Origin of the sequence: Komagataeibacter intermedius TF2 (assembly GCF_000964425.1) — a bacterium.
GTDB lineage: Bacteria > Pseudomonadota > Alphaproteobacteria > Acetobacterales > Acetobacteraceae > Komagataeibacter > Komagataeibacter intermedius.
This window is the reverse complement of sequence record NZ_BANF01000141.1, coordinates 1-12,906: the sequence shown is the minus strand read 5'-3', so window position 1 is coordinate 12,906 and position 12,906 is coordinate 1. Positions and strand designations below refer to the sequence as shown.

Sequence of the window (12,906 nt, the reverse complement as noted above, 5' to 3'; positions counted from 1 at the left end):
AGACGCTCCATCTGTTCATCCGTCAGCCAGAACAGGTCGCTCATTTTCAGTCTCCTTGCAGAGCCTGAATCAAAATTCCCTATACAAATCAATGGGTCCTGAGCCTAGGCATGGCCCTGTTCATTGACGTGACGGCTCCATCTTTCGCCCTGCTGGATAGCTGGCTGCAGTCGATGGAACTGCTGCGCGATATCTCGCATGTAAGGAATTATTCATCTGCCGAATGGACGGCCTTTCTGGGGCAGGCGGGGTTCGCGCTGGAGGCCTTTCAGACCCATCGCCTGCGGATGGATTTCGCAAGCTGGGTGGCACGCACGAAAACCCCGACTGAGCGGGTCATGGCCATCCGTTCCCTGCAGCAGGCCGCACCGGAAGAAGTGAAGCGCTATTTCGGAATCGAGCCAGACGGAAGTTTCATGATCGATGTTGGCAGTTTTCAGGTGGCACCGTTGTGAACCGGGCTGTGATTGTCTTGAAGACGTGCAGGATGTGTAATCATGCAGATCAGGAACTGTTTTCGAGCATCGTGAGGGAATAGAGATGAGCCTGGAGTCCGTGCAGGCATTTTTTGAGGCAAACGCACCTGGTATTGAACCCGTGGTGCTGACGGACAGTACTGCAACGGTGGCTGAAGCCGCTCAGGCGCTTGGCGTACAGGAAGGGCAGATTGCCAAGACGCTGGCACTGAAAGTCGGGGATGAGCGAATTCTGGTCGTCATGGCCGGGACAGGACGTCTGGATAACCGCAAGACGAAGGCTGCGTTCGGAAACCGTCCCCGCATGCTGCCTGCGGAAGAGGTGCTGGAACTGACCAGCCATCCGGTCGGTGGCGTATGTCCTTTCGGGCTGCCACAGCCGGTCCGGGTGTTCTGCGATACCTCTTTACGCGCGTTTGACGTGGTCTGGCCTGCTGCCGGTGACCGGAACAGTTCCGTGTATCTGACGCCGGATCGGCTTGCAGAACTTGTTGGCGCAGAATGGGTGGATGTCAGCCAGAATTGACGTTGAAACCGTCTGCAGATCCGACGTAATGGTCATTTGTCTTTCTGCCGGACGGAGAGGACCTGACGGGAAAGAAAGACAGAACCAAACGGGACGATCGAAAACACTGCGAACACCCAGAAGGCGGCATTCTGTATTCCGGCTGTCCCGTCCGGACTGGTCAGACCGGTAGCATTCGCGATGGTTCCGGCCACGGCTGCTGCAATGGCTGTCGTATAAAGTTGCACGGTGGTCAGTGACGCTGAAGCCACACCCTGTTCGGATTGGGGTGTTGCGTGAAGAATACCGCTGAGCAGATGGAGCCATGCCATCCCCACACCGGCTCCGACAAGGATAAAGGCCGCGGCAATCGGCAGGATGTCGGCAACGCCACCACCGACATCGTGCGGCATCCACCATGTCAGGAACACGATTGCAGCCAGCCCCAGAACAGGAGCCGTAGCCAGCAATCGACGCGCGTTTCGCCCGGATGCACTCGCACCGGCAAAAGAACCAACTGACCAGCCCGCAGCCATCAACGCAGACAGATAGCCTGCGACCAGAGGTCCCTGGTGATGCAGGGTCTGCAGGAATAATGGTGCAAAGATTTCAATTACCTCCACAGTCAGGGCCAGTCCACCCAGCAGCCCAAAGAGAGGCAGAAGCGGAGACCGAAGATGGAGCGTACCCATCGGGAGCAGTCGACTGCAACTGCGCTGTTCACACCGTATGAACAGGACAGACAGGCAGGCCGCCAGTGCGAGCCCCAGCACGTTTTCGGTAAGATGCGGCATGGCGCTGCCAATGGACAGAACCAGCACCGACAGGACCAGAAGCATCAACTGCCGCCACGCTACGGACGACTGTCCCTTGTTGTCATCCGCAAACCTGTCTGGCAGCACCCGTAACGCCAGTAGGGCGAAGAGACCTGCACAGAGACACATGAACCAGAAAGACAGCCGCCATGCGCCCACCTGAGCGAACAGTCCGCCGATTGCGGGTCCGATCAGTGTGGCCATACCCCACATGGACGACAGCATTCCCATGGCACGGGTCCAGAGCTGTTCCGGGAAAACGAGACGGATCACAGCATAGGCAAGCGAGACCAGCATTCCCGCCCCGATGCCCTGAAAGATCCTGCCGCCAAGCATGACGATCATGGACGGCGCCAGCGCACAGAGCAGGGCGCCTGCTGCAAAAATCATTGCGGCAGTCCCGTAGGCCCGGCGCGGCCCCAGGGAAGCAAGCAGGGAAATCGACAGCGAGGACCCGACGATGGAAGCTGCGATAAACAGGGTCTCGTTCCATGCATAATAGCGCATGCCGCCAATATCCCTGACAGCGGACGGAAGGACCGCCAGGATCATGTAGAGATTGATGGCATGAAGGGCGACCCCGCCAGCAAGAACCAGGGTCCTGACCCCGTTCTGACCGGAAAACAGAAGTCTCCAGTCATCGCTCGGTATGGTTGGGCTGACTGCTGTGCCGTCCATCATGAAACTCCGGAATGCCGCGGCGCCAATTCGCATGCGGGGCTTGCCGAGACATGCCGGTATCTTTCATAAAACCTCAGGTAAGGTTGAGGTCAATGACAAAGCGAACGAAAAAAACGGGACTGCCTCAGGAACTATCCGTGGGTGATGTGGCACGACGGTCGGGTGTAACGGTCTCGACGCTGCATTTTTACGAAACAAAAGGGCTTGTCAGTGGCTATCGCAATGCAGGGAACCAGCGCCGATATCCCCGTTCGATCCTGCGCCGTGTTGCCGTCATCCGGATTGCCCAGCGGGCAGGGTTATCCCTCTCTGAAATCAGGGAAGCCCTGGAAACCCTGCCTAATGGACGCCAGCCTTCGATACGGGACTGGCGCCGGATGTCAGGCGCGTGGCGGGACGCGCTGCAGGACCGGATTGAAAGTCTTCTCAAACTGCGAGACCAACTCGATCTCTGCATTGGCTGTGGCTGCCTGTCGCTGACAGACTGCCCGTTGCGTAACCCGGGAGATATCAAAGGGAAAAGCGAAGAGATCACATAAATCGGATCGATAGTTACCGGACTGACAGGCCGACCGCTTTCATAATTTATCGGCTACATTTTATAGTCTGGTGATAAAACGTGACCCGTCAGATCAGATTATGTTCGGTTTGGAGGACGATCGACAGGTAACAGGTGGATACGGGAATGTTCACGTCGTTGGCCTGCCATAGATTGAGTTGGTCGATTGTCTGGCAGAGATGCCTTATGCCTGACTTGAAAAACGAACATCTTCGGCGTCAGGAACGCTTTTCCGACATCTTGACAATGAAGGTCCGCAGGTCGGCCAGCATCAGGCCCGGGCAGAAAACCGGCCCAAACCTTCCAGATGCTTGCCGTGGTAAACCCACATCGCCGTTTATCGTGACGGGCCTGGCAGAACCGGCTCTTCCCCGAAGGGACGATTGAGGATTGTAAGCACTTCTTCTGCGGCATAGATCCGGTTACGGGCATAAGCGGTGCGTTCGATCAGGATTCCGACCTGGCAGAACTGCGCGAGGGCAGTCTGGGTGGCGGGGGCGTGATGTCCAGCAGGTGACCAGGGCGTCCGGCCGTCAGTACGGGGTAATCGGTGAGCAGGTCCAGCACACGTAGGGCGGCCGAGCCCTTGCGGAAAGCCCGGCGCTGCTGCCATGTGGCCTTCAGGGCCTGGGATGCCTGTCGGGTGACCTGCACTTCCGCAACGGTCCCGATGATGGCGTCTGACAGGAACCAGATCAGGGGCGGCCAGCTTGCCCGCGAAGATTTTGCTCGGCTGAAGATATGGCTGGCCCTATAAGTATCCCCGTATTCCCACATAAAGCGCATAAAGCCCATGTGATGCCGCCATGAACAGCCGGTTACGGCGCTTGCCGCCAAAACACAGATTGGCGCATCGTTCGGGTAAAGGAATATGGGCACGGGTTCTGCCGGAAGGGCCAAATACCATTACACCGTTCATATCCGGGGCCCCGCCCCATCCGCACCACAGATTGCCATCCGTATCGCAACGCAGGCCGTCAGCACGGGCATTGGGGGCCGGTTCTATCAACAGGTGACGGGTGGCAAGGCGTGTTCGCCCGGCATCCAGTTCGCAAGCCCATATGGCATTGGGCATGCTGCCACTGTCAATAACGTAAAGAACGTCTCCTGCGGGGGAAAAGCACAGCCCGTTGGGATTGATGAATTCCGTACTGACCTGCTGGAGCCTGCCATCGGCCTCCAGACGATAAAGTGCCGTCGGCAGTTCCTGCGGCCCGTCCCCCCCACCTTCATAGGCGCTGAGCAGGCCGTAATCCGGATCGGTAAACCAGATCGCGCCATCCGGGGCTACAACAACATCATTGGGGGAGTTGAATCGCTTTCCATCAAACCGGCTGGCCAGAACGGTAATCGTGCCATCATATTCCGTGCGGGTAACCTGTCTGCTTTCATGCTCACAGGTGATCAGTCGCCCGGCCCGGTCACGCGTATTCCCATTGGCATGGCGTGAAGGCGCACGGAACAGGGATGTGCGCCGTGTTTCCTCCGACCAGCGCAGGATGCGGTCGTTGGGGATGTCGCTCCACAGCAGATAGCGCCCATCGCCGAACCAGACGGGCCCCTCGCCCCATTCGGTGCCACGCGCCAGACATTCCACATCGCCATGGGCCAGCAGGCAGGATGCAAAGGATGAATCAAGGCAGACGGGGTCATAATCCGGCCGGGGCAGATAGACAGGTTCCCGGGCATCGCTGATGCCCTGCGCGAAAGAAGGAATCATGGGGTTATGCTTTCCTCTCCTTCCATATGACTTCCGGGCAGTGTTGGCGGCTGGTAGGAAATGACAGCCGCCACCATGAACGTGCCGATGACGACCGAGCTTTCAATGGCCTGCGGCAAGCCCCACTGGCCGCCCAGCCACGGCACGACAAAGCCGCATACCCCCTGGCCCAGCGCCGCTACGGCGTAACTGCACCCCATACCCAAAGAACGGTTGGCCGAGGGAAAACGCTGCGAGAGATAATGCGGCACAAGGGCAAAAACACTATTGCCAAACAATCCCATGACCAGAGCGGCCCCGGCCAGCACCCACATGGAAGTTGCGGAAGTGAACGGCCAGATGTCCATGATCGTGATCAGGAAATATGTGACGAATACCGTCCGTTCCCCCATACGCGTAGCCAGCAGACCACAGAGCGGTTTGCCAACCAGTGAACCCAGGCAGTAGCAGCCCAGCAGGGGAAAGACCTCGGTCGGGGTCAGGTTCTGTACCTTGCGCAGCAGGGTCGGATAAAAACTGTATATCGCGGCATTCTGGAACTGGAGCACCGCCATGAACAGCAGGGCCTGTATTGCGGCGCCATCCAGCCTGAACCCCATGCGCGGGCGTATTGCTGCCGGTACGGGCGGCATGGAGCGCAGGCGCAGCCAGACCGGGCTTTCGGCAACATCACGGCGGATGAAGATGGCCAGGATGGCCGGAATGACACCAATCAGGAACATGGCCCGCCACCCCCAGTAGGGCAGGACCACAGCCTGCACGGCAGCAGCGGCGAAGAATCCACATTCATATCCTGCCATCATGATCGACGAGGCCAGCGAGCGTGCCCGTGGCGGCACGCTTTCCATAAGCAGCGAGGCAGAAGCGGTCCATTCCCCCCCGAACCCGATACCAAACAGGAACTGCACGACCAGCATGCCCAGATAGGTCCAGACCAGTGCCGTAAAACCGGAAAATGCTGCAAACCACAGCACGCCGATCATGAATGTAAGCTTGCGGCCATACCGGTCGGACAGCCAGCCCCAGCTGGTATTGCCCAGAATGCGCCCGACACTCTGGGCCGTAATGACCAGCCCCATGGCCGTCAGTCCCACGCCGAGGCTCTTGCCAATATCAGGCAGGCACAAAAGCAGGGCGACCTGATCGAAGGCATCAAGAAACCAGCCCAGAAATGCCGCAAGGGTTACCCGCCAGTAGGGGCGCAGCAGCATGAGGGGGCTGAGGCTATCATCATCATCCGGCATTGCCGCAAGACCGGACATGGAGAGGGTGCGTTGATCCGACACGTCTTGTCCTCCTGCATGCCCATTAAGGTGCATGCACTATGTTATTCTGTCTTGTTTTATGGGAATGGCAGATCTTTTTACGGACAGGACATGAAACGGGGCATTCTGTACGCGCGATGGTCTTACCACTCCGCTACCGAACCATCTGCATGGCGCCAGACGGGGTTGCGCCAGCGATGGCCTTCGGCGGCTTTTTCCCTGACGTAATCCTCGTTGATCTCAATTCCCAGTCCGGGTCCGTCGGGAATGGCCACGGTGCCATCAACGTAGGAAAAGACCGATGGATCATTCACATAATCCAGCAGGTCATTACTTTTATTGTAATGGATGCCCAGACTCTGTTCCTGAATGAAGGCATTGTAGCACAGCGCATCAAGCTGCAGGTTGGCTGCCAGTGCAATCGGCCCCAGCGGGCAGTGCAGCGCCACCGCTACATCATAGGCTTCCGCCATGGCGGCGATCTTGCGTGTTTCGGTAATGCCGCCAGAATGGGACGGATCGGGCTGTATGATGTCCACACAGCCCTGTTCGAGTATTTTCTTGAAATCCCACCGTGAGAACAGTCGTTCTCCCAAGGCGATTGGCGCGGAGCAATGAGCCGTTATTTCAGGAAGGGCATCAAAATTTTCGCTTAATACCGGCTCTTCTATGAACATGAGGTCGAAAGGCTGCAGTTCACGTGCCAGCACCTTGGCCATGGGTTTGTGGACCCGGCCATGAAAATCCACCCCGATACCGATATAGGGTCCGACCGCGTCCCGGATGGCGGCAACACGGGCAATGGCGGCATCGACCTTTTCATGACTGTCGATGAACTGCATTTCCTCCGTGCCGTTCATTTTTACGGCAGTAAAGCCCCGGGCAACCACATCCCGTGCGGCACGGGCCGTATCGGCAGGACGGTCGCCGCCAATCCATGAATAGACCCGTATACGGTCACGACATCTGCCACCCAGCAACTGCCATACCGGCATGCCGAAAGCCTTGCCCTTTATATCCCACAGCGCCTGGTCAATACCGGCAATCGCGCTCATGTGGATGGCGCCACCGCGGTAGAAACCGGCGCGGTACATGACATTCCAGTGGTCCTCGATCATGAAGGGGTCCTTGCCGATCAGGTAATCGGACAGTTCTTCCACCATGGCGGCAACGGTTGCGGCGCGGCCTTCCACTACCGGTTCCCCCCAGCCAGCAATTCCCTCATCCGTTTCGATCTTGAGGAACAGCCAGCGCGGCGGGACCATGTACGTATGCAATGCCGTGATTTTCATTGTTGTTTCCTGTTATTGTTTTTTTTCACTTCAAACGGTATGCAGGTTCTGGGGAAGTGCCTTCATGAAGCGTTCCGCCGCATGGCCGACATCCCGGGCCGAATAACCGGTACGGTACAATGCCGAACCCAGACCAAACCCCGCAGCCCCTGCATCCAGGTAGGACTGCATGTTTTCGGGCACGATGCCGCCAACCGGAATAAAGCGTGTGCGGGACGGGAATACGCTTTTCCAGGCACGCAGGGCTTTCGTGCCCAGTTGTTCGGCAGGGAACAGCTTCAGGGCATCAGCTCCGGCATTGAGTGCTGCGAACCCTTCGGTCGGGGTTGCGACACCGGGGGTGCAGATCATGCCGCGCTTTCTGGCTTCGGTAATGACCGCCAGATCGGCATGGGGCATGACAACCAGCCGGCCACCATGGCGTGCGACCTCGCCCACCGCCTCTGGGGATGTAACGGTGCCAGCCCCCACCAGCACCCGGTCACCGAACGTGTCCTGCAGCAGGGCAATACTCTGATAGGGTGCAGGTGAGTTGAGAGGGACTTCAATGATGGTAAAGCCGGTGTCCACCAGCACACGGCCAATGTCCAGCACCTCATGCGGCTGGATGCCGCGAAGGATGGCGATGAGCGGGCAGCGGGTAAATGCCGTATCGAAGCAGGTCATGCGACAGCTCCTTTCTGGTCATGGAAGTGGGTAGGGGGCAGATCCAGTAGGTGCGCGGCCTGTGCCAGCCGGAACAGGCCCGCAGGCGCCGTATTTCCTGCAACCGGCGGCGCATGATGACCCAGCGCCGTAAACGCCAGTTGATAGCGCTGGCACAGCGCCTGCTCACCCACCAGTACAGGCGCGGCCTGTGGTGTAATATCCATTGCCGTCATGCCGACCTGGATTTCCTCCCCGATCAGCAGGCCGGACAGGTAGTCGGCGGCGCAGGCCCGCTCCAGCCTGTTACGCAGGACAGCGGCACGGGCCGAAAACAGGCGACCGGCAAGAGGGACACCAGACAGCGCGGTCCGGACCCCCATGACAAAAGCTTCGTCACGCTGGCCGGCATCAGGCGGCATGGTCGCTGGCAGGCGACCAAGTATGCTGTGCTGCATGAGCACGGCATACAGTTCACCCGTCATGAACGTACGGAAGTCCGTAATGGCCTGCTCTTCCACCTGTGCCCATTTGGAGTGCGTACCGGGCAGGACTACCGTACGATGGCCAGCTCCATCAGTTCCCATCATGCCGACAATCTGCGTTTCCTCGCCACGCATCACATCGGGCAGGGGGCCGTCCTTAACCAGGCCCGGCACGATATGCAGCGGGCCATAAGCCGTGGACTGCAGGCCCAGTCCATTGGCAAGTTGGGACATGGCTGCAGGACACGGAAGATAAGGCACTTCCAGCCATCCATTGATGCTGCCCACCATGCCACAGGCCAGCATGGGCAACGGATATTCCAACCGCAATTGTGTCAGTATGTCAGACAGAACCTGCGCAAAACCGCCATCCGGCAGGTTGAGAATGCCCTGCCGGGCATAATGGACATGCAGGATGATGCCCCGTGCATCCATCAACCATGCACGTAGCGACGATGAGCCCCAGTCCAGCCCCAACAGCGCGGGGGTTCCGGCGTCAAGCCATATCATGAGCCTGTCCTTTCCAGCCCATCTGCCGCGATATGGTTTCTGCCGCATCCAGAACCATGGGAGACAGTTCTTCCATCCGTGGGCGGGGAAGATAGACCGTCGCACTGGCGATGCTGATCGCGGCCACTATGCAACCGCGCCCGTCACGCAGGGGAGCCGCAACGCAGTTAATGCCTGGTTCATTGTCTTCAAGATCAAATACGCAGCCAGTATCCCTGTAGGCGTGCATCCGTTCCAGCCATAGATCCGGGGACGCACCTTTTCTTGTTGCGCAACGGTATAACCGCCTCCATTCGGATTTCCTGTCATCCAGCAGGAGCGCGCGTCCAACTCCGGTCAGGGCGAGAGGCATGCGCTGGCCAATGCGGGAGCGCATTTCCAGCCCGCGTTGGCTGTTGACCTTATCGAGATACAGGACATCATCTTCCGCCCGGATACCGAGATGGATGGTGTCCCGCGTTTTTATGCCCAGTTCACGCAGGGTTGGGCGGGCCATGACCGTTATGGGGTTATCTTCCTGCGCGCGTTGTGCCAGCTCCAGAAAGCGCGGCCCCAGAAAATAGGTATCGCTCGGTACCTGCCGTAACCACCGGCTCTGGACAAGGGCCGCTACCAGCCGCTGGGTAGTGCTGCGCGTATACCCGACATGGGCGACAAGGGCAGGCAGGGAGCGATGGCCTTCACTGACCGCCTGTAGCAGGCAGAGACCCCGCCCTAGGGTCTGCGTTCCATCCGGCCACGTCTGATCTTCTGGGAGCATTGTATCTTGACCACCTTCTTGTTTTTGTTTTCAGGAGGCTAGAACAGGTGATCCGCAGAGTTCAATATATGCATGCATGACCCATATTTTGGGTATATTTTATTACTATTTTATATTTTCATTTTGCATTTATTTTTTAAAAAATACCTTACAACTTATATTTTTATTTCATTCATGTTTGTGTTTTTTATATAATGAAAAGCGCCTTAATCACATTGGAGTTAACACGCCCAGAACCCTTTTGGAAATTCACGGATGAGCGTTTCGGCGCTGCATGAGGCTTCCTATGGCGATGTGGATCATGGCTTGTGCGACGTCGATACGCTGCTCGTAATCCTTCACCGGTTGGCGCAAGTGGATTATCCAGGCCAATGTCCGTTCGACGACCCATCGATGCAGCAGAATTTCAAACCCTTTTGCCGCATCGGACTGCCTGACGATCGCGATCGTGAAGTTGAGAAAGGTGACATTGACCACATCACCAGCATTCCAGTCCATATGGGATGTCAAAACACGCTCTGTAAGGACCGTGCTGTCTGGTTGATAAGCGGGAAACCATAACGGCATATCGCTTCGACTTTCTGCACATCATGATATTCTATAAGATTTGTTATGCCAACAATGGCTTTGTACCGATAATTACGAATGGACGAAAGCTATGCCGGGCGTCTTCCCGGTCCCTGATAGCGAGAGCCGGTCAGACGCATTGCTTTCCGGTGACGTGTGGCCAGTCTCTCATGTTATCGTCAGGGAATGGTCACAGCTTTGATACAATCACCCGACTGCCGCGTCCGCCACGTGTAGTCCGCGGTTCAGGCCGACTTCTCCCGCAGCGTGCGGGCCGCGCGTACCATATTGACGAGTGCCGGGATGACCTCGTTCCACTGGCGCGTCTTGAGCCCGCAATCCGGATTCACCCACAGACGTTGTGCTGGAATGCGCTCATTCGCTTTCTCCATCAAAGTAACCATCTGCGCTTCGGTGGGGATGTTGGGTGAGTGGATGTCGTAGACCCCCGGTCCAATCTGATTCGGGTAGTTGAACGTCTCGAAGACATCAAGCAACTCCATGTCGGAGCGCGAGGTTTCAATGGTGATAACGTCTGCATCCATGGCAGCGATGGCGGCGATAATGTCGTTGAACTCTGAATAACACATATGTGTGTGGATCTGGGTTTCATCAGCGACACCATTGGCTGCAATGCAGAAGGCCTCCACCGCCCACGTCAGGTAGTCCTGCCATTGCGATTTGCGCAGCGGCAGGCCCTCACGCAAGGCAGCCTCATCAATCTGGATGACGCGGATACCGGCCTTTTCAAGGTCCAGGACCTCATCCCGGATGGCGAGCGCAAGTTGAAAGCATGAGGCCGAGCGCGGCTGGTCATCTCGGACAAAAGACCAGTTAAGAATCGTGACTGGCCCAGTCAGCATGCCTTTCATTGGTTTGTCGGTAAGGGATGCTGCGTAGCTGATCCACTCTACCGTCATTGCCTTGGGGCGGCTGATATCTCCGAACAAGATCGGCGGTTTCACACAGCGCGAACCGTAGGACTGAACCCATCCATTCTGGCTGAACACATACCCCTCAAGCTGCTCACCGAAATATTCGACCATGTCGTTGCGTTCCGCCTCGCCGTGGACCAGCACGTCCAGACCCAACTTTTCCTGCTCGCGCACTGCATGTTCGATTTCACGACGCATGGTTGCCTTATATGTTCCTTCGTCAATTTTTCCGGATTTGAACTGACTGCGCGCGAGACGGATTTCTCTGGTTTGGGGAAAAGAGCCGATGGTGGTGGTCGGGTAAAGCGGCAGTTGCAGCAGTGCGGCCTGTTTTGCTGCGCGAGCAGCAAATTCACTCCTCCGACGGCCAAGCGATTCAGTGATGGCCGCAATGGCATTTTTTACATCCGGATTGTTTACGCGGGGCGAACTGTGGCGTGAGTCCAGCGCAGCCCGATTGGTAACCAGTTCTGACGTCACAGCAGAACGCTCCCGGTCAAGAGCAAGGGCCAGCACGCGGATTTCGTCCAGCTTCTGCACGGCAAAAGCCAGCCACGAGCTGATCTCGGCGTCCATCTTCTCTTCGGCCGCCAGATCCACAGGCACGTGCAGCAGGGAACAGGACGGCGCGATCCAGAGCCGGTCTCCCAGCAGCTTTGCCACAGGTTCCAGCCAGTCCAGCGTCGCTTCCAGGTCCGTCTTCCAGATATTTCGGCCATTGACGATCCCAAGGGAAATTATCCGATCTGGCGGGCTCGTCTTTACCAGTTCAGAGACCTCCTCCCGCGCATTAATGGTATCGAGATGCACGCCCTGCACGGGGAGCCTGCTCACCAGGGCCAGATTTTCGCGCAGCTGACCGAAGTACGTGGCCAGCAGCAGTTTGACCCGGCGGGTATCAAGCGCCTGATAGGTCTGCACAAAAGCGTTCTGCCACGATGCATCCAGTTCCGTTACCAGAACCGGCTCATCGATCTGCACCCACCCGGCACCCGCCTGAGCAAGCGCGTCGAGCAGTCTGGCATATACGGGCAACAGTCGCGGCAGCAGATCCAGCTTGTCCGAACCATCTTTGGCCTTACCGAGTGCAAGATAGGTTATCGGGCCGATAATGACCGGCTTCGTCCGGATACCCTGCTTCCGCGCTTCGTCCAACTGGCTCAGCAACCGCGAAGCATCAAGGGTAAACGTCGTCTCGGCATCAAATTCCGGAACGATATAATGATAGTTTGTATCGAACCATTTAGTCATTTCACCGGCGGCGACACCGCCGCAGCATCCGGTGTTTTCTTCACCAACCGCTGCTGAGCGACCGCGGGCAACCCGGAAATAATTATCGAGTTGGTCACCATGGAAGTCACGCACACGGGTGGGCAGGTTTCCGAGCATGAAGCTCATGTCCAGCATCTGGTCGTAAAAGGAAAAATCACCGACCGGTGCGAGATCCAGACCAGCCTGATCCCGCCAGTGGCGTGCGCGTAGTTCCGTGCCAACCTGCTCCAGCATGGCGAGGGAAGACTGGCCTTTCCAGTAAGCTTCAAGGGCGAACTTGAGTTCACGTTTGAAGCCGATGCGAGGGAAGCCGAGATTATGGGTCGTAACCATGAAGATTTATCCAGATGATGTATGGCTTCTGGAAGATAGGGTGTAATCATCCGGCGAGAGACGCGGGCGTATTCAGGCGGCGATGG

General features: G+C 57.5%; 11 protein-coding genes and 2 pseudogenes. 3 read left to right on the top strand and 10 right to left on the bottom strand.

The window, feature by feature from the left end; translation table 11 throughout:
• Window positions 1-107: 107 nt before the first annotated feature.
• Window positions 108-455 (top strand): annotated as a pseudogene (locus tag B7449_RS14325) (SAM-dependent methyltransferase); the annotation flags it as partial.
• Between the two features lie 85 nt (window positions 456-540).
• Window positions 541-1,002, top strand: a complete 462-nt coding sequence (locus B7449_RS14320; RefSeq protein WP_039733622.1) for a YbaK/EbsC family protein — start codon at window positions 541-543, stop codon at window positions 1,000-1,002.
• 32 nt (window positions 1,003-1,034) lie between these two features.
• On the opposite strand, the gene B7449_RS14315 is transcribed toward B7449_RS14320, so the two are convergent.
• Window positions 1,035-2,477, bottom strand: coding sequence for an MFS transporter (locus B7449_RS14315; RefSeq protein ID WP_048883741.1), 1,443 nt, complete (start codon window positions 2,475-2,477; stop codon window positions 1,035-1,037).
• A gap of 137 nt (window positions 2,478-2,614) precedes the next feature.
• Between B7449_RS14315 and soxR the strand changes: the two genes are divergently transcribed.
• Window positions 2,615-3,016, top strand: a complete 402-nt coding sequence (gene soxR / locus B7449_RS14310; protein ID WP_420219564.1) for a redox-sensitive transcriptional activator SoxR — start codon at window positions 2,615-2,617, stop codon at window positions 3,014-3,016.
• Between the two features lie 467 nt (window positions 3,017-3,483).
• Here soxR and B7449_RS14305 read toward each other — a convergent pair whose 3' ends face one another.
• The 9 genes and pseudogenes from B7449_RS14305 to metE form a co-directional block, all read right to left on the bottom strand.
• Window positions 3,484-3,831 carry a hypothetical protein gene (locus tag B7449_RS14305; RefSeq protein WP_242407822.1) on the bottom strand — a complete coding sequence of 116 codons (348 nt, stop codon included), beginning with the start codon at window positions 3,829-3,831 and terminating at the stop codon, window positions 3,484-3,486.
• Entirely contained in the window at window positions 3,788-4,756 is a 969-nt protein-coding gene (locus B7449_RS14300) for an SMP-30/gluconolactonase/LRE family protein (RefSeq protein ID WP_048883740.1), read from the bottom strand. Before B7449_RS14300 ends, B7449_RS14305 begins: the two co-directional genes overlap by 44 nt.
• Window positions 4,753-6,042, bottom strand: coding sequence for an MFS transporter (locus B7449_RS14295; protein ID WP_235721284.1), 1,290 nt, complete (start codon window positions 6,040-6,042; stop codon window positions 4,753-4,755). Before B7449_RS14295 ends, B7449_RS14300 begins: the two co-directional genes overlap by 4 nt.
• A gap of 122 nt (window positions 6,043-6,164) precedes the next feature.
• The gene (gene dgoD, locus B7449_RS14290) at window positions 6,165-7,313 is read right to left on the bottom strand and encodes a galactonate dehydratase (RefSeq protein ID WP_039736201.1); all 1,149 of its coding nucleotides are present in this window, start codon (window positions 7,311-7,313) and stop codon (window positions 6,165-6,167) included.
• 30 nt (window positions 7,314-7,343) lie between these two features.
• A complete protein-coding gene (locus B7449_RS14285) occupies window positions 7,344-7,979 on the bottom strand; it encodes a 2-dehydro-3-deoxy-6-phosphogalactonate aldolase (RefSeq protein ID WP_039736200.1) in 636 nt (211 codons plus the stop codon).
• Window positions 7,976-8,953 carry a 2-dehydro-3-deoxygalactonokinase gene (locus B7449_RS14280; protein ID WP_039736199.1) on the bottom strand — a complete coding sequence of 326 codons (978 nt, stop codon included), beginning with the start codon at window positions 8,951-8,953 and terminating at the stop codon, window positions 7,976-7,978. Before B7449_RS14280 ends, B7449_RS14285 begins: the two co-directional genes overlap by 4 nt.
• Window positions 8,940-9,713 carry an IclR family transcriptional regulator gene (locus B7449_RS14275; RefSeq protein WP_039736198.1) on the bottom strand — a complete coding sequence of 258 codons (774 nt, stop codon included), beginning with the start codon at window positions 9,711-9,713 and terminating at the stop codon, window positions 8,940-8,942. Before B7449_RS14275 ends, B7449_RS14280 begins: the two co-directional genes overlap by 14 nt.
• 249 nt (window positions 9,714-9,962) lie before the next feature.
• Window positions 9,963-10,178 (bottom strand): annotated as a pseudogene (locus B7449_RS14270) (IS5/IS1182 family transposase); the annotation flags it as partial.
• Between the two features lie 347 nt (window positions 10,179-10,525).
• Window positions 10,526-12,820 (bottom strand): 5-methyltetrahydropteroyltriglutamate--homocysteine S-methyltransferase, encoded by a 2,295-nt coding sequence (gene metE / locus B7449_RS14265; RefSeq protein ID WP_039736197.1) that lies wholly within the window; start codon window positions 12,818-12,820, stop codon window positions 10,526-10,528.
• Window positions 12,821-12,906: the final 86 nt, after the last annotated feature.

Bases quoted from the DNA above. Each gene is read 5' to 3' on its own strand.
- metE (WP_039736197.1), bottom strand. From the start codon at position 12,820: ATGGTTACGACCCATAATCTCGGCTTCCCTCGCATCGGCTTCAAACGT.
- B7449_RS14280 (WP_039736199.1), bottom strand. From the start codon at position 8,953: ATGATATGGCTTGACGCCGGAACCCCCGCGCTGTTGGGGCTGGACTGG.
- B7449_RS14285 (WP_039736200.1), bottom strand. From the start codon at position 7,979: ATGACCTGCTTCGATACGGCATTTACCCGCTGCCCGCTCATCGCCATC.
- B7449_RS14305 (WP_242407822.1), bottom strand. From the start codon at position 3,831: ATGGGCTTTATGCGCTTTATGTGGGAATACGGGGATACTTATAGGGCC.
- B7449_RS14300 (WP_048883740.1), bottom strand. From the start codon at position 4,756: ATGATTCCTTCTTTCGCGCAGGGCATCAGCGATGCCCGGGAACCTGTC.
- B7449_RS14315 (WP_048883741.1), bottom strand. From the start codon at position 2,477: ATGATGGACGGCACAGCAGTCAGCCCAACCATACCGAGCGATGACTGG.
- B7449_RS14275 (WP_039736198.1), bottom strand. From the start codon at position 9,713: ATGCTCCCAGAAGATCAGACGTGGCCGGATGGAACGCAGACCCTAGGG.
- dgoD (WP_039736201.1), bottom strand. From the start codon at position 7,313: ATGAAAATCACGGCATTGCATACGTACATGGTCCCGCCGCGCTGGCTG.
- B7449_RS14320 (WP_039733622.1), top strand. From the start codon at position 541: ATGAGCCTGGAGTCCGTGCAGGCATTTTTTGAGGCAAACGCACCTGGT.